The organism is Streptomyces sp. NPDC029296, assembly GCF_055569255.1.
In genome coordinates this window covers 129574-145009 of record NZ_JBVHXT010000016.1, presented here as the reverse complement: position 1 = coordinate 145009, position 15436 = coordinate 129574, and the positions used below count along the sequence as shown (strand labels likewise).

The following is a 15436-nucleotide window of genomic DNA, read 5'->3' as shown; positions in this document are numbered from 1 at the left end:
GAAGACGCCGAAGGCCCCGGCGGCGGACACGCGCCGGGGCCTTCGGGTGCGGGGTGGCTCAGATGGCCTCGGCCATCGGCTGCGGCACCGCTTCCGTGCCCTCGCCGGAGGCCTTCGGTCCGCCCTTGAGCGGCACCTCCTTGACGAACAGGGCCGCGATCAGCACCGGCACCGCGATCACGGCGCCGAGCAGGAACGCGGAGTGCGTGCCCGAGGAGACCGCGTGCTGGTAGGCCTCGCGGGCCGCCGCCGGCAGCTTGGCCAGGCTGTCCGCGTCCAGCTGCGCCGACTTGGCGGTGATCTTCGAGCCCAGGTCGCCGGCCCGCGCGGTCATGACGTCCTGCACGCGGTGGTTGAACAGCGCGCCCATGATGGCGACGCCGAAGGAGGAGCCGAGCGTACGGAACAGGGTGGCCGAGGAGGACGCCACGCCCATGTCCTTCATCTGCACGCTGTTCTGCGCGACCAGCATGGTGATCTGCATCAGGCAGCCCATGCCGGCGCCGACCACGGCCATGTAGACGCCGGAGGTGAACCGGGTCGTGCCCGTGTCCATCGTCGACAGCAGGTACAGACCGACGATCATCAGGGCGCCGCCGACGATCGGGAAGATCTTGTACCGGCCGCTGTTGGTGGTGATCCGTCCGGCGATCATCGAGGTCACGAGCATCGCGCCGAGCATCGGCAGGAGCAGCAGACCCGAGTTGGTCGCGGAGGCGCCCTGCACGGCCTGCTGGTACAGCGGCAGGAACAGCGTGGCGCCGAACATCACGAACCCGGTGATGAAACCGATGACCGCCATCAGGGTGAAGTTGCCGCTCTTGAAGATGTGCAGCGGCAGGACCGGCTCGGCGGCCTTGGTCTGCCAGAACACGAACCCGATCAGCGCGGCCACGCCGATGCCGATCAGCTCCATGATCCGCGCGGAGGTCCAGGCGTACTCGGTGCCGCCCCACGTCGTGACCAGCACGATCGCGGTGATGCCGACGGTCAGCAGGACCACGCCCAGGTAGTCGATGCCCGCCTTGGACCGCTTCCTCGGCAGCTGGAGCACGACGGTGACCAGCGCGAGGGCGACCGCGCCCAGCGGCAGGTTGATGTAGAAGGCCCAGCGCCAGCCCCAGTTGTCGGTGATGGTGCCGCCGACCAGCGGGCCGCCGATCATCGCCAGCGCCATGACGCCGGCCATCATGCCCTGGTACTTGCCCCGCTCCCGGGGCGGCACGAGGTCGCCGATGATCGCCATGACGCCGACCATGAGACCGCCGGCGCCGAGACCCTGCACGGCCCGGAACCCGATCAGCTGGCCCATGTCCTGGGCCATGCCGCTCAGCGCCGAGCCGACGAGGAAGATCACGATCGAGGCGAGGAAGGCCCCCTTGCGCCCGTACATGTCACCGAGCTTGCCCCAGACCGGGGTCGAGGCCGCGGTGGCCAGGGTGTAGGAGGTGACGACCCAGGAGAGGTGCTCCAGGCCGCCGAGATCGCCCACGATCGTGGGCATCGCCGTGCCCACGATCATGTTGTCGAGCATCGCGAGCATCATCGCGATCATGAGTGCGAGCAGCACTACTCGCACACTCCTGGGGCGTTTGCCCGCTATGACGCCTTCGGCTGTGTCCGCCATCATCTTCCCGTTTCCCCCAGGGCGATACTTACTTGCCGCCCGGCTAGTTCTCACTACACTGGGAAGGTAGACGGCTTACTAGCCGGGCGTCAAGTAAGTTTCCGCGGGAGCGCGAGGAGTACGAGGATGGGCGGCACCATGGACGGCACCAAGCAGCAGCGCCGCGGCAACACCCGCCAGCGCATCCAGGACGTGGCCCTCGAACTCTTCGCGGAGCAGGGCTACGAGAAGACCTCCCTGCGGGAGATCGCCGAGCGCCTCGACGTCACCAAGGCGGCGCTGTACTACCACTTCAAGACCAAGGAAGAGATCATCGTCAGCCTCTTCGAGGACCTGACGCAGCCGATCGAGGCCCTGATCGAGTGGGGCAGGGGACAGCCGGGCACCCTGGAGACCAAAGAGGAGATCATCCGCCGCTACAGCGAGGCGCTCGCGGGTGCGGAACCACTGTTCCGCTTCATGCAGGAGAACCAGGCGACGGTGCGCGAACTGCGCATCGGCGACACCTTCAAGGACCGGATGCGCGGCCTGCGGGACATCCTCGTCACGCCCGGGGCGGAGCTGGTGGACCAGGTGCGCTCGGTCAGCGCGATGTTCACGCTGCACGCCGGGATGTTCGTACTGCAGGACGTCGAAAGCGACTCCGAGAAGCGGCGCGAAGCCGTTCTCGAAGTCGCCCTGGACATGATCCGGCAGGCGCACGAACACGCCCGCCGCAAGGACTAGGTCAGACCGCCACGCCGTGGGAGCGCAGGAACGCGACCGGGTTGACGGCGGAGCCGTAGTTCGGGGTGGTGCGGATCTCGAAGTGCAGGTGGGGACCGGTGGAGTTGCCGGTGGAGCCGGACAGCGCGATGTGCTGGCCGGTCGCCACGACCTGGCCGATCCGCACGTCGATGCGGGACAGGTGCGCGTACTGCGAGTAGGTGCCGTTGCCGTGCTTGATGACGATGGCGTTGCCGTACGCCGGGCCGTCACCGGCGCCGTTGGGGCCGGCCTTGACGACGGTGCCGCCGTGCGCGGCGACGACCTCGGTGCCGGTCGGCACGGCGAAGTCCTGGCCGCTGTGCTTGGCGACCCAGTGGCCACCGGCCTGCATGAAGCTGGCGGAGAGCGTGTAGTGCTTCACCGGGTCGACCCAGGACGTGGCGGACGCGGTGGCGGCGCTCGCGACCCCGGTGCCCAGGACGGCCGTGGCGCCGAGACCGGCGGCCATGACGGCCACGCGGGCGCGGAGCGAGGACGTGCGGGCGGAGCGGGACGTGAAGCGTCGGAACATCGTGACCTCGTGAACTCGGGGACTGGTCGGCCACCCGGCACACGGACGTCCGTCGAGGACGTCCACCGAAGCGGCCATTACTTGGTAACCGAGCACCCCGAGGGCTGACAAAGGGTGCCTCTACGGCACCGAGTAGTAGATGCCCTCTAAAACCGGTCGATTCCCGGCACGTGCCGCATCCGGCGGACACCGCCCCTGACGTCGGGGTTCTCTCCGCTTTCCGCCCTCGACTTCGGCAATAAAAGTCCCTTTTATCCGCCTATTTCCGTTCACCGGGCGGGTTAGTAGGTGACTTACCTCTCGTGCGGCATGTCACCGGCCGCATAAACGGCCGGGCACGGAATTGTGACGCGGACCTCTATCCCCCTACCGCCCGGTAACCCTACGGTTCCCCACACGCCACCCCCGGCTCGGATCATGTCCCTGACCTTCGGGACGCGTACGGACACGCGTACGGACGTGAGAGGACCCCCACCGATGACCAGACGCCCCTGGGCACGCCGCAGCTCCGTGACCGCCGTCTCCCTGGCCGCGCTGGCCGCCCTGGCGGTACAGGCCGCACCGGCGCAGGCCGCACCGGCCCGGACCGCGGCCGACGCCACGGCCGCGGCCGGCGCCACGGCCCCGGCCGGCGCCACGGCCGCGAAGGTCGACCGCGCCACCTGGCAGAAGGACTGCCAGGCGGTCATGGGCCAGGCCCTGCCCTATCTGAAGCAGCGCGTCGCCGCCGCCCGGCCCGGCGAGAAGCAGGCCATCGTCTTCGACATCGACAACACCACGCTGGAGACCGACTTCGGCTTCAGCTACCCCCAGCCCGCCAATCGCCCCGTCCTCGACGTCGCCCGCTACGCCCAGGAGCACGGCGTCTCCCTCTTCTTCGTCACCGCCCGCCCCGGCGTCCTGTACTGGCCCACCCAGTACAACCTCGAACACGACGGCTACGAGGTCACCGGCCTGCGCGTCCGCGGCCTGACCGACCTCTTCAAGGACGTCGCCGCCTACAAGACCGCCCAGCGCGCCGGCATCGAGAACGACGGTTACACGATCATCGCGAACATAGGCAACAACACCACGGACCTCTCCGGCGGCCACGCCGAGAAGACCTTCAAGCTGCCGGACTACGACGGGCAGCTGTCGTAACACCGCACGTTTGCACTGACTAGGCTCACCCCATACGTCGGTACGCACACGGGGGTGGCGGATGGAGCCGGCCGTACTGGGCAGCAAACTGGCCTCCGGCCTGATCGGCCCGCTGGTGAGGAAGCTGTTCGTCCAGGACGGCCCCGGCGCGGGCCTGGCCGACCGCCCGGTACGGCTGTCGGCGCTGGTGTCGTTCCGGGGCGAGAAACGGACGCTGGGCGAGAAGGACGTCCACCGGCTGGCCGGGCGGATCGTGGCCCGGGCGGTGGAGTCGCCCGGCGAGCCCCCGTTCCCCGCCGACGAGCGGGAGGCGGTCGCCGACGCGCTCGCCCGCCGCCTGCTCGCCCTCGGCGAGCTGGAGATGGAGGACGTCCAGGCCGTACGGCTGGGCAGCGCGGAATTCGCCCGGCGGCTGCTGCGCCACGCCCCGGCCCCGGACGGTCTGTCCGCCGACGCCTGCGCCTTCCTCGACTCCGCCGCCGAGTGGGCTTGCCTGCACATCCTGGAGTTCTTCACCCGGCGGTCGACCTTCGTCGCCCGCACCCTGGTGGAGCAGAGCCGCGCCCAGGCGGAGCTCATCGCCAAAGTGGACGAACTGATCGCCCGCACCCCGCGCCCCGACGCCCGCGACACGGCCTTCGAACGCCGCTACCTCCCCTACCTCGCCGACCGCCACGACCACATCACCATCTACGGCATCGACCTGCGCGACTCCCCCGACCGGTGGCCACTCGAAGTCGCCTACCTCAGCCTGGAGGCGACCGCCCAGGACGAGTGGCCGCGCGATCCGGAACCCGCGGAGCACCCGCACGTCACGGCCGGCCGGCTCTCCGCCGAGGAGGCGCTGACCGGCGGCTCCCGCGTGCTGCTGCGCGGGGACGCCGGTTCCGGCAAGACGACGCTGGTGCAGTGGCTGGCGGTCACCGCGGCCCGCGACGCCGACCGTGTCCCCTTCGTCCTCCCGCTGCGCACCCTGGTCCGCACCGGCCCGCTGCCCGCGCCGGACGGCTTCCTGACGGCGGTGAGCTGCCCGCTGACCCCGCCGGAGGGCTGGACCGAACGGCTCCTGGCCGCGGGCCGGGGCCTGCTCCTGGTCGACGGCCTGGACGAGATCCCGGCCGCCGACCGCCACCGCGTCCGCGACTGGCTGCGCTCGCTGCTCGCCGCCTACCCCGGCAACGCCGTCCTCCTGACCTCCCGCCCGACCGCCGCACGCCCCGACTGGCTGGCCCCGGAAGGCTTCCGGGAACTGACCCTCGCCCCGATGCGCCGTACCGAGGTGGCGACGTTCGTGCACCGCTGGCACGAGGCGGCGCGGGCACCGGAGTACGAGCAGCCGCTGCTGGATTCCCTGCGCACCAAGCGCGATCTGGCCCGGCTGGCCACCAACCCGCTGATGTGCGGCCTGATCTGCGCCCTGCACCGGGAACGCCGGGGCTATCTCCCCACCGGCCGCAAGGAGTTGTACGACGCCGCCCTCACCATGCTCCTCGCCCGCCGGGACCGGGAACGGGGCATGGGCGCCGAACTCGGTGAGGAGGCGCAGCTGGAACTGCTCCAGCGGCTGGCGTACGCGCTGGTGCTGAGCGGCCGCACGGAGATGGACCTCGATACGGCCGAGGGGATCGTGGAGCGGTGTCTGCCCGCGATCGCGTCGGCGTCCGGGGACGCGGCCACGGTGCTGCGAGCGCTGCTGCTGCGCAGCGGCCTGCTGCGGCAGCCGGCGGAAGAGGTGGTCGACTTCGTCCACCGCACCTTCCAGGACTACCTGGGCGCACGGTACGCGGTGGAGGAGGGCCACCTCGACGTCCTCCTCGGCCACGCCGACGACGCCCAGTGGGAGGACGTCATCCGCATGGCGGTGGCCCACGCCCGGCCACGCGAACGGGCATCCCTGCTACGGCGGTTGCTGGCCCGGGGCACTCCCCGCCTGACCCTGCTGGCACTGGCCTGCCTGGAACACGCGACCGCCCTGGACCCCGGGGTGCGGGCGGAGGTCGAGGACCGGGCGGGCGCGCTGATCCCGCCACGGACGACGGAGGAGGCGAGGACCCTGGCGGAAGCGGGACCGCTGGTTCTGGAGCTGCTGCCCGGGCCCGAGGGCCTGACCGCCGAGGAGGCCCGCGGGGTCACGGTCACCGCCTCCCTGCTGGGAACGGAGGAGCCGGACGCCGCGCTGGCCGTACTGCGACGGTTCCGGGACCACCCGGACCTCGATGTAAGACGGCAGCTCGTGGGCACCTGGGGACGCTTCGACGCCGATGTCTACGCGGTCGAGGTGCTGGACCATCTGGACCGCACGGACCTCGTCCTCACCTGCGATTCGGCCGAACAGCGCGCCACCCTCGCCCGGATGCGTCCCTGGCAACGCCTGCACTTCCGGGGCGTGCACCTGATCGGGGACCTCCTCGCCGCGGTTCCGGCACCCGACACGGTGCTGGCACTCACCCTGTCGGCCAATCCGCATCTCACCGATCTGGGCGCCCTGACGCGGTTCCGTGCACTGCACGGCCTGTCGGTGTACGCCTGTCCCACGGTAAGCGGCGTGGACCGCCTCGCCGAGCTGCCGCTCGCGCAGTTCGACTGCCCGGACATCGCCGATCCGGCCCAGCTGCGTGCCTTGCGGTCGCTCTCCAGGCTCGCCGTGACCCAGCGGTTGCCGGGCACCGATCTCCGCCACGCCCTGCCCGTCGATGCTCCGCTGAGGTTCCTGCATCTCGGTGGGGACAGCACCGAGAGCACGGGACTGCGCGGGCTGGAGCACTGGACCGAGCTGCGGACGCTGAGCCTCGGACTGCTGACCACAGAGCTGACGGCCGACGACTGGAGACGCGTCACCGGACTGCCCTGCCTCGTCCGGCTTCAGCTGAGGGGGAGCACCTGCCGGGGCTCGCACCTCATGCCGGAACTTCCCGGCATTCGAGAGTTGTGTGTCTCCTCGGCCCTCGGCCCGGAGGAACTGTCCGCTCTGGCGTCTCGTCTGCCGGGCCTCCGCTCGGTGAGCGTGGTGCCCCACCCGGGCGTTCCGCCCTCCCGCGTCGAGCCGTTCTTCCCCCACGCGCAAGTGGCCCTGGAACAACGCTGAAGGGGCCGGTGCCCACAGGCACCGGCCCCTTCAGTTCGGTCGAACCGCCGGAGGCTTACGCGTCCTTGCTCAGGTTGGGACCCGCCCCACCCGCGGCCTGCTCGATCGGCGGGGCGTCCGGCAGGGCCGACTTCTCCTCACCGCGGAAGGTGAAGGTGGCGGCGTCGCCCTCGCCCTCGGTGTCCACGACCACGATGTGACCGGGACGCAGCTCGCCGAAGAGGATCTTCTCCGAGAGCGTGTCCTCGATCTCGCGCTGGATCGTGCGGCGCAGCGGCCGGGCACCCAGCACCGGGTCGTAACCCTTCTTGGACAGCAGCTCCTTGGCGGACTGGGACAGCTCGATGCCCATGTCCCGGTCCTTCAGGCGCTCGTCCACCTTGCCGACCATGAGGTCGACGATCCGCAGGATGTCCTCCTGCGTGAGCTGCGGGAAGACGACCACGTCGTCGACGCGGTTGAGGAACTCGGGGCGGAAGTGCTGCTTGAGCTCGTCCGACACCTTGTTCTTCATGCGCTCGTAGTTGGTCTTCGTGTCACCCGCGGCGGCGAAGCCGAGGTTGAAGCCCTTGGAGATGTCCCGGGTGCCGAGGTTGGTCGTCATGATGATGACCGTGTTCTTGAAGTCCACGACCCGGCCCTGGGAGTCGGTCAGGCGACCGTCCTCCAGGATCTGCAGCAGCGAGTTGAAGATGTCCGGGTGGGCCTTCTCGACCTCGTCGAAGAGGACGACCGAGAACGGCTTGCGGCGGACCTTCTCCGTCAGCTGGCCGCCCTCCTCGTAGCCCACGTAGCCGGGGGGCGAGCCGAAGAGACGGGAGACCGTGTGCTTCTCGCTGAACTCCGACATGTCGAGGGAGATCAGGGCGTCCTCGTCACCGAAGAGGAACTCGGCGAGCGCCTTGGACAGCTCGGTCTTACCGACACCGGACGGGCCGGCGAAGATGAACGAACCACCCGGACGCTTCGGGTCCTTCAGGCCGGCGCGAGTACGGCGGATCGCCTTCGACAGCGCCTTGACGGCGTCGTTCTGGCCGATGACCCGCTTGTGCAGCTCCTCCTCCATGCGGAGCAGGCGGCTGGACTCCTCCTCGGTCAGCTTGAAGACCGGGATGCCGGTGGCCGTGGCGAGGACCTCGGCGATCAGCTCGCCGTCGACCTCGGCGACGACGTCCATGTCGCCGGCCTTCCACTCCTTCTCCCGCTTCGCCTTCGCGGCCAGGAGCTGCTTCTCCTTGTCGCGCAGCGACGCGGCCTTCTCGAAGTCCTGCGAGTCGATCGCGGACTCCTTGTCCCGGCGGACGCCGGCGATCTTCTCGTCGAACTCGCGCAGGTCCGGCGGAGCGGTCATCCGGCGGATGCGCATCCGGGAACCGGCCTCGTCGATCAGGTCGATCGCCTTGTCCGGCAGGAAGCGGTCCGAGATGTACCGGTCGGCCAGGGTGGCCGCCTGGACCAGGGCCTCGTCCGTGATGGAGACGCGGTGGTGCGCCTCGTACCGGTCGCGCAGGCCCTTGAGGATCTCGATCGTGTGCGGCAGGGACGGCTCGGCGACCTGGATGGGCTGGAAGCGGCGCTCCAGGGCCGCGTCCTTCTCCAGGTGCTTGCGGTACTCGTCCAGCGTGGTGGCACCGATGGTCTGGAGTTCGCCGCGGGCCAGCATCGGCTTGAGGATGCTCGCCGCGTCGATGGCGCCCTCGGCGGCACCCGCACCGACCAGCGTGTGCAGCTCGTCGATGAACAGGATGATGTCGCCGCGGGTGCGGATCTCCTTGAGCACCTTCTTCAGGCGCTCCTCGAAGTCACCGCGGTAGCGGGAGCCGGCGACCAGGGCGCCGAGGTCCAGCGTGTAGAGGTGCTTGTCCTTGAGGGTCTCGGGCACCTCGCCCTTGACGATGGCCTGGGCGAGGCCCTCGACGACGGCGGTCTTGCCGACGCCCGGCTCACCGATGAGGACCGGGTTGTTCTTCGTGCGGCGGGACAGCACCTGCATGACCCGCTCGATCTCCTTCTCGCGCCCGATGACCGGGTCGAGCTTGGACTCGCGAGCGGCCTGGGTGAGGTTCCGGCCGAACTGGTCCAGGACGAGAGAGGTCGAGGGGGTGCCCTCGGCCGGGCCGCCCGCGGTGGCGGTCTCCTTGCCCTGGTAACCGGAGAGCAGCTGGATGACCTGCTGCCGCACCCGGTTGAGGTCTGCGCCCAGCTTGACCAGGACCTGGGCGGCGACGCCCTCGCCCTCGCGGATCAGGCCGAGCAGGATGTGCTCCGTGCCGATGTAGTTGTGGCCCAGCTGAAGGGCCTCGCGGAGCGACAGCTCCAGGACCTTCTTGGCACGGGGGGTGAAGGGGATGTGCCCGGACGGAGCCTGCTGGCCCTGACCGATGATCTCCTCCACCTGCTGGCGGACCGCCTCAAGCGAAATGCCGAGGCTCTCCAGGGCCTTAGCGGCGACACCTTCGCCCTCGTGGATGAGACCCAGGAGGATGTGCTCGGTGCCGATGTAGTTGTGGTTGAGCATCCGGGCTTCTTCCTGAGCCAGGACGACAACCCGCCGCGCGCGGTCGGTGAACCTCTCGAACATCGTTAATCGCTCCTCAGAGCGGTCAGGCAGTGGGGGGAACTTCCCCTCCCTGTCCTTCCGCAGCTTAGTCCCGCAAGCGGGGACCGCTCATTCCAACTGCCGACACCGTCGATGGCCTCCTGACCGTGTGCGCCGACATCTGCTCCAACCCGATGGTGCGAGACGATGTTCCCGCAGGCCAGGCAGTTACCCCACTCGCCAGTACGCCGTTGGCGAACGTGAGACGGCCCGTTCTGCGTGTCGCCCCCTCCCACTAGGGATGTCTTACCCGCAGGGACTGACACTCCATGCCGCGCGCACCGGTTCCCTCCGCTACGGGCGAACAGCCTTGCGCGGCCCCCGGCCCCCACCCGCCCCCTCTTCCGGCACTCAGCGCGGCCGACGAGGCACCCAGCGTAACCCTGACGCCTCTCCCGCGGTTGCAGTGGGCATGGCTGGCTCCGTCCCCGTGACGACCTCGGTCCCCCCGCCCCGCCGGCCCGTCGTGGCGGCCGCGCCGCCCGGTGGCCCGGGCGCCGGCCCGGACGCCCGGGCCCGGCACTGGTACGAGAACGAACTGGGCTGGCCGACCGCGCCCGGACGGCCGCTGCGGCTGGTCACGGGGGTGCGGTTCGACGTGCTGGACGTGCCGGCCGAGGCGGGCGCGCGGGCGCTGCGGCATCTCGCGCCGGGCTCCCCGGTGATCCTCCGGGGCGATCGCATGGAGCTGCTGGTGGCTCCGGGCGGCGCGGAGGAGCTGCCGGGACTGCTGGAGTGGCTGGAATGGGGTCCGGTGTCCCTGGACCTGCGGGCCCTGGGACCGGGCGGCACGCTGTGCGCCCCGGCGCCGGCCGGGTGCGGGCGGGCCGGGTCAGCGCAGGGGGCCGCCGTGTGGCTGCGGCCCCCCGGACCGGGGCGCGAGGACGTCGGGTCCTCGCTGCCGGCCATGCCGGGCGTGCCCGGTGTGACGGCCGTGCCGGCCATGGGGCGCGAGGGGAGCGCCCCCGATCTCGTACGGCTGGTGGACACGGTGGCAGCGCACTGTCACCGGGTCCGGCTGCGGCGCGGGTGCGCCGGGCGTTCCGCCGGCCGGCGGGATCAGCCGTTGGCCTTCTCGTAGGCCTCGCGAATCGACGCGGGAACGCGGCCCCGGTCGTTGACCTCGTAACCGTTCTCCTTCGCCCAGGCGCGGATGGCCGCGGTGTCCTGGTTGCCGCCGGAAGCGGCACGCGCCTTTCCGCGCCCGCCGGAAGCACGGCCCCCGGTACGGCGCCCGCCCTTCACGTAGGGGTCGAGGAGACCGCGCAGCTTGTCCGCGTTGGCGGTCGTGAGGTCGATCTCGTACGTCTTGCCGTCCAGCGCGAACGTCACGGTCTCGTCCGCCTCGCCGCCGTCGAGGTCGTCGACAAGAAGGACCTGAACCTTCTGTGCCACCGCATTTCCTTTCATCGATAACGTTGAGGACCAGGGGTGTGCGGCGTCCGCCGTTTCGCCGCCCCTGTTATATGCAGTACTGCAGTACGTCGGAAAGCAAACCGCTTTTGCCGGAAAAACACAAACCCTCGGGAGTGCCCCGGCACCCCGGCCCGGCCCGGAAACATGCGCGTTTCGGACATAGGGCACCGCTGGCAATGACGATCACAGATGCAGAAGCATCCGACTGTTGCCCAAGGTGTTCGGCTTCACTCGTTCGAGACCGAGGAACTCCGCGACGCCCTCGTCATAGGAACGCAACAGCTCCGCGTACACATCGGTGTCGACCGGCGTCTCCCCGATCTCCACGAAGCCGTGCTTCCCGAAGAAGTCCACTTCGAAGGTCAGGCAGAAAACCCGGCGAACGCCGAGCCAGCGCGCGGTCTCCACCAACTTCTCCAGCAACCGATGTCCCACGCCGGCGCCCTTGAGGCCGGGCTTCACCGCGAGAGTGCGCACTTCCGCCAGGTCCTCCCACATGACGTGCAGCGCGCCGCAGCCGACGACCTCGGCGTTGTCGTCGCGTTCGGCGACCCAGAACTCCTGGATGTCCTCGTAAAGCGTGACGGTGGCTTTGTCGAGCAGGATGCGGTCGCGGACGTAGGCGTCGAGGAGGCGGCGCACGGCCGGGACATCGCTGGTCCGGGCCCGCCGGACGGTGATGGCTTTTGCGGAGACTTCGGCACGCTCTGCTGACATGAGCGGACGCTATCGCCCGCCGGCGCCCTCTGCCGAGCCGGGGTTCTCCTCTTGCCGGGCTTCGGGCGCTTCCCGTTGCCGGGCTTCGGCGGCTTCCCGGGTTTCTTCCGGCCCCTGGACGATGCGTACGGCGTCCCTGAGGGCCTGGCGCTGTTCCTCGCTCATCATGCCGAAGAACGCGACGAGAGCGGCCGCGGGGTTGTCGCTCTGGGACCAGGCGTCGTTCATCAGGGCGGCGGCGTACGCGGCGCGTGTCGACACGGCCTCATATCGATAGGCCCGGCCTTCCGCCTCACGGCGCACCCAGCCCTTCTGATGGAGATTGTCCAAAACGGTCATCACGGTGGTGTACGCGATGGAGCGTTCCTGCTGGAGGTCTTCCAGGACTTCTCGAACGGTCACCGGGCGGTTCCACTTCCACACCCGCGTCATGACCGCGTCTTCGAGTTCTCCCAATGGGCGAGGCACAGCTCAGAACAATAGTGGGAGAACCGGTCAATGGCGTGCCGGACGTGCGCTAAGACGGCAAACCCGAACAAAAAGGCGCGTCGAGGGGGAAGCGGGGCCTTGCGAGCGAGGGTGCCGGGCCCACCGGGGCGGACGACGCCGCCGGGCAGCGCACGGCGGCCGCGCGGGCGTCCCGCGCGGCCGGGTCCCACCCGGGTCCGCGTCCGGCCGGGGCCGCTCAGACGTCGGCGGCGGGGCGCGTGGGCGCGCCGTCCACGCGGGCGAGGGCGGCGTCGACGGCCGCGTCCTCCTTGGCCTTGGCGGCCCCGCCCTGGGTCTTCACGATCACCCTGACCACACCGATGAAGAACGCGGCCATGACGACCGGGGGCACGAGCGCGGAGACGTAGTCCATGCCTCCAGAGTAGCCACGGCGACCCGCGCGAAAGGCCCGGGGTGCGACGAACCACCCCCACGCACCACAAGCCCCACCGACAACCGCGGAAACGCCCGCCCCGGCCGGCCGCACGCCGTGAACGGTGAACCGCCCGGCGGGGCGGGGCGCCTCAGACCGCGGCCAGCCGCTGCGGAGCCGCCGGCCCGGCGGGCGGTGCCGGCTTGCGGCGCGGGAAGACCTCGCCCGGCGTGGGAATGGGCCGCTTGGGTGCCCCCGGCTCCGCACCGGGCCGCTCCTCCGGGGGCACGGGCGCCGGCTTCTCCGCCGGCTTCGGCGGCTCCCCGGCCGCCACGGCGCCCTGCCGCGCCCCGGACTCCCCCGCCCCGCCCGCGAGGGCCAGCAGCCGCGTCCGCGCGGCCGGCACGGCGGGCGCCGGCACCCTGCGCGCCCCCTGGGCGAACCGTGCCCGTACGTCCTGCCCGGCCAGCGCCCGGCAGCGGTCCAGCAGCGCCGCCGCCACCCGGTTCCCGCGCAGCGCCCGGAGCGCGGCGAGATCGTCGGGCGTCGGACGGTGCCCGGCTCCGAGGGCCTCCTCCAGCAGGACGAGGTAACCGGCGGCCGTACCCGGCAGAGCGGCCCGGTAGCGGCCCAGGTCGGCCACCAGGAAGGCGCGCAGCCTGGCCCCCTCGCACAACGCCTCGTCCAGCGAGTCGGCGAGCCGGAGGCAGTCCTGCACGTCCTCGGCGGAGGCGTGGCCGGGGTGGAGGGCGAGGGCGAGGGCACGGCGGAGCACACGCAGCTCCTCCGCGCCGAACGCCATGCCGCCGCGGGATCCGTATGGCGTGGGCATGCGGCGACGCTAGCGCTAATCGGACAAAAGCGACACAACAGGATGTTTTTTCGCCGCGTGTCGCTCCCCGGTTCCCCCGTCCGGGCCCTCCGAGCCCCTTACAGCCGGGACACGTTCCGTTCGTAGACCAGGCGCAGCCCGATCAGCGTCAGCCACGGCTGGTGCTCGTCGATCACCGAGGACTCCCCCAGCACCATCGGCGCGAGCCCGCCCGTGGCGATCACCGTCACGTCGTCCGGGTCGCCGGCCAGCTCCCGGGCCATCCGCTCCACCACGCCGTCGACCTGGCCGGCGAACCCGTACACGATGCCCGCCTGCATGGCCTCGACGGTGTTCTTGCCGATCACGCTGCGCGGCCGGGCCACCTCGATCTTCCGCAGCTGCGCGCCCTTGACGCCGAGCGCCTCCACCGAGATCTCGATACCGGGCGCGATCACCCCGCCGACGTACTCGCCGCGCGCGGAGACCGCGTCGAACGTCGTCGCCGTGCCGAAGTCGACGACGATCGCCGGGCCGCCGTACAGCTCGACGGCCGCGACCGCGTTGATGATCCGGTCGGCGCCGACCTCCTTGGGGTTGTCGGTGAGGATCGGCACGCCCGTCTTCACGCCCGGTTCGACCAGGACGGCGGGTACGTCGCCGTAGTACCGCCGGGTGACCTCGCGCAGCTCGTGCAGGACCGACGGCACGGTCGCGCAGATCGCGATGCCGTCGATGCCGTCGCCCAGTTCCTCGCCGAGCAGCGGGTGCATGCCCATCAGGCCCTGGAGCAGCACCGCCAGCTCGTCCGCCGTGCGGCGCGCGTCCGTGGAGATGCGCCAGTGCTCGACGATGTCCTCGCCGTCGAACAGACCGAGGACGGTGTGCGTGTTGCCGACGTCGATGGTGAGCAGCATGGCCGTTACTCCGCCTCGCGCAGATCCAGGCCGATGTCCAGGATCGGCGAGGAGTGGGTGAGCGCGCCGACGGCCAGGAAGTCCACGCCCGTGCCGGCGTACGCGCGCGCGTTCGCGAGCGTCAGCCGGCCGGAGGCCTCCAGCAGCGCCCGGCCGCCGACGATGCCGACGGCCTCCTCGCACTCGCCGGGCGTGAAGTTGTCCAGCAGGATCAGGTCGGCGCCCGCGTCCACCACCTCGCGCAGCTGGTGCAGGGTGTCGACCTCGACCTCGATCGGCACGTCCGGGAAGGCCTCCCGCACGGCCGTGAACGCCTGCGCGACGCCGCCGGCGGCCACCACGTGGTTGTCCTTCACCAGGGCCGCGTCGGACAGCGACATGCGGTGGTTGACGCCCCCGCCGCAGCGGACGGCGAACTTCTCCAGCGCGCGCAGGCCCGGGGTCGTCTTGCGGGTGTCCCGCACGCGCGCCTCGGTGCCCTCCAGCGCGTCCGCCCACGCGCGCGTGGCGGTCGCGATGCCGGAGAGCCGGCACAGCAGGTTCAGCGCGCTGCGCTCGGCGGTGAGCAGGTCACGGGTGCGCGTGGTGACCGACAGCAGCTTCTGCCCGGCCTCGACCCGGTCGCCGTCGTCCACGTGCCGCTCGACCTCGAACTCGGCCGTGCAGACCACGGAGAGCACGGCCTCGGCGACCCGGAGGCCGGCCACGACGCCCGCCTCGCGCGCGGTGAAGTCGCCGGTGGCCACCGCGTCCTCGGGGATGGTCGCGACCGTGGTCACGTCGACGCCGCCGGCCAGGTCCTCCTGGATGGCGACGGTCGCGATGTCCTCGACCTCGACCGGGTCGAGCCCGGCGGCGGCCAGCAGCTCGGCGAGCGCGGGGTCCAGCCCGCACTCCAGGTACTCCTCGTCGCCCTCGGCGCCGCAGCCGCAGCCGTCGCCGCAGCCGCCGGTCGGGGCGAGAGGAAGGTCGTCGGTGCTCAC

14 protein-coding genes are annotated in these 15436 nt (G+C 70.9%); 4 read left to right on the top strand and 10 right to left on the bottom strand.

From position 1 onward, the window contains the following. Positions 1–58: 58 nt before the first annotated feature. On the bottom strand, positions 59–1627 hold the full coding sequence (locus tag ACZ4W9_RS16570) for an MDR family MFS transporter (RefSeq protein ID WP_467936224.1): 1569 nt from the start codon (positions 1625–1627) through the stop codon (positions 59–61). Positions 1628–1753: 126 nt separating this feature from the next. Between ACZ4W9_RS16570 and ACZ4W9_RS16565 the strand changes: the two genes are divergently transcribed. Next, the gene (locus ACZ4W9_RS16565) at positions 1754–2353 is read left to right on the top strand and encodes a TetR/AcrR family transcriptional regulator (RefSeq protein WP_467936170.1); all 600 of its coding nucleotides are present in this window, start codon (positions 1754–1756) and stop codon (positions 2351–2353) included. Position 2354: 1 nt separating this feature from the next. Here ACZ4W9_RS16565 and ACZ4W9_RS16560 read toward each other — a convergent pair whose 3' ends face one another. Further along, entirely contained in the window at positions 2355–2906 is a 552-nt protein-coding gene (locus tag ACZ4W9_RS16560; protein ID WP_467936168.1) for a M23 family metallopeptidase, read from the bottom strand. A gap of 477 nt (positions 2907–3383) precedes the next feature. On the opposite strand from ACZ4W9_RS16560, the gene ACZ4W9_RS16555 reads away from it, so the two are divergent. Beyond that, the gene (locus ACZ4W9_RS16555) at positions 3384–4046 is read left to right on the top strand and encodes an HAD family acid phosphatase (protein ID WP_467936166.1); all 663 of its coding nucleotides are present in this window, start codon (positions 3384–3386) and stop codon (positions 4044–4046) included. Positions 4047–4107: 61 nt separating this feature from the next. Further along, entirely contained in the window at positions 4108–7131 is a 3024-nt protein-coding gene (locus ACZ4W9_RS16550) for an NACHT domain-containing protein (RefSeq protein ID WP_467936164.1), read from the top strand. Positions 7132–7186: 55 nt separating this feature from the next. On the opposite strand, the gene ACZ4W9_RS16545 is transcribed toward ACZ4W9_RS16550, so the two are convergent. After that, positions 7187–9712: an ATP-dependent Clp protease ATP-binding subunit gene (locus ACZ4W9_RS16545; RefSeq protein WP_318202086.1), complete on the bottom strand. Its 2526-nt coding sequence runs from the start codon at positions 9710–9712 to the stop codon at positions 7187–7189. 430 nt (positions 9713–10142) lie between these two features. On the opposite strand from ACZ4W9_RS16545, the gene ACZ4W9_RS16540 reads away from it, so the two are divergent. After that, positions 10143–10811, top strand: coding sequence for an SCO3374 family protein (locus ACZ4W9_RS16540; RefSeq protein WP_467936162.1), 669 nt, complete (start codon positions 10143–10145; stop codon positions 10809–10811). Here the strand turns inward: ACZ4W9_RS16540 and ACZ4W9_RS16535 are convergent. The 7 genes from ACZ4W9_RS16535 to nadC form a co-directional block, all read right to left on the bottom strand. Beyond that, positions 10790–11125, bottom strand: coding sequence for a histone-like nucleoid-structuring protein Lsr2 (locus ACZ4W9_RS16535; RefSeq protein WP_030751806.1), 336 nt, complete (start codon positions 11123–11125; stop codon positions 10790–10792). The two genes, ACZ4W9_RS16540 and ACZ4W9_RS16535, sit on opposite strands and share 22 nt — an antisense overlap. Positions 11126–11329: 204 nt before the next feature. Then, the gene (locus ACZ4W9_RS16530; RefSeq protein WP_467936160.1) at positions 11330–11863 is read right to left on the bottom strand and encodes an amino-acid N-acetyltransferase; all 534 of its coding nucleotides are present in this window, start codon (positions 11861–11863) and stop codon (positions 11330–11332) included. Positions 11864–11872: 9 nt separating this feature from the next. Continuing rightward, positions 11873–12295 carry a BlaI/MecI/CopY family transcriptional regulator gene (locus ACZ4W9_RS16525; RefSeq protein WP_467936158.1) on the bottom strand — a complete coding sequence of 141 codons (423 nt, stop codon included), beginning with the start codon at positions 12293–12295 and terminating at the stop codon, positions 11873–11875. Between the two features lie 253 nt (positions 12296–12548). After that, positions 12549–12725, bottom strand: a complete 177-nt coding sequence (locus ACZ4W9_RS16520) for a hypothetical protein (RefSeq protein ID WP_467936156.1) — start codon at positions 12723–12725, stop codon at positions 12549–12551. A gap of 151 nt (positions 12726–12876) precedes the next feature. Further along, positions 12877–13527 carry a hypothetical protein gene (locus tag ACZ4W9_RS16515; protein ID WP_467936222.1) on the bottom strand — a complete coding sequence of 217 codons (651 nt, stop codon included), beginning with the start codon at positions 13525–13527 and terminating at the stop codon, positions 12877–12879. A gap of 128 nt (positions 13528–13655) precedes the next feature. Then, entirely contained in the window at positions 13656–14453 is a 798-nt protein-coding gene (locus tag ACZ4W9_RS16510) for a type III pantothenate kinase (protein ID WP_467936154.1), read from the bottom strand. A 5-nt stretch (positions 14454–14458) separates the two neighbouring features. After that, entirely contained in the window at positions 14459–15436 is a 978-nt protein-coding gene (gene nadC, locus ACZ4W9_RS16505) for a carboxylating nicotinate-nucleotide diphosphorylase (protein WP_467936152.1), read from the bottom strand.

Coding starts and splice junctions, on each gene's coding strand:
- ACZ4W9_RS16570 (WP_467936224.1), bottom strand. CDS start 1,627: ATGGCGGACACAGCCGAAGGCGTCATAGCGGGCAAACGCCCCAGGAGT.
- ACZ4W9_RS16565 (WP_467936170.1), top strand. CDS start 1,754: ATGGGCGGCACCATGGACGGCACCAAGCAGCAGCGCCGCGGCAACACC.
- ACZ4W9_RS16560 (WP_467936168.1), bottom strand. CDS start 2,906: ATGTTCCGACGCTTCACGTCCCGCTCCGCCCGCACGTCCTCGCTCCGC.
- ACZ4W9_RS16555 (WP_467936166.1), top strand. CDS start 3,384: ATGACCAGACGCCCCTGGGCACGCCGCAGCTCCGTGACCGCCGTCTCC.
- ACZ4W9_RS16550 (WP_467936164.1), top strand. CDS start 4,108: ATGGAGCCGGCCGTACTGGGCAGCAAACTGGCCTCCGGCCTGATCGGC.
- ACZ4W9_RS16545 (WP_318202086.1), bottom strand. CDS start 9,712: ATGTTCGAGAGGTTCACCGACCGCGCGCGGCGGGTTGTCGTCCTGGCT.
- ACZ4W9_RS16540 (WP_467936162.1), top strand. CDS start 10,143: ATGGCTGGCTCCGTCCCCGTGACGACCTCGGTCCCCCCGCCCCGCCGG.
- ACZ4W9_RS16530 (WP_467936160.1), bottom strand. CDS start 11,863: ATGTCAGCAGAGCGTGCCGAAGTCTCCGCAAAAGCCATCACCGTCCGG.
- ACZ4W9_RS16525 (WP_467936158.1), bottom strand. CDS start 12,295: ATGACGCGGGTGTGGAAGTGGAACCGCCCGGTGACCGTTCGAGAAGTC.
- ACZ4W9_RS16520 (WP_467936156.1), bottom strand. CDS start 12,725: ATGGACTACGTCTCCGCGCTCGTGCCCCCGGTCGTCATGGCCGCGTTC.
- ACZ4W9_RS16515 (WP_467936222.1), bottom strand. CDS start 13,527: ATGGCGTTCGGCGCGGAGGAGCTGCGTGTGCTCCGCCGTGCCCTCGCC.
- ACZ4W9_RS16510 (WP_467936154.1), bottom strand. CDS start 14,453: ATGCTGCTCACCATCGACGTCGGCAACACGCACACCGTCCTCGGTCTG.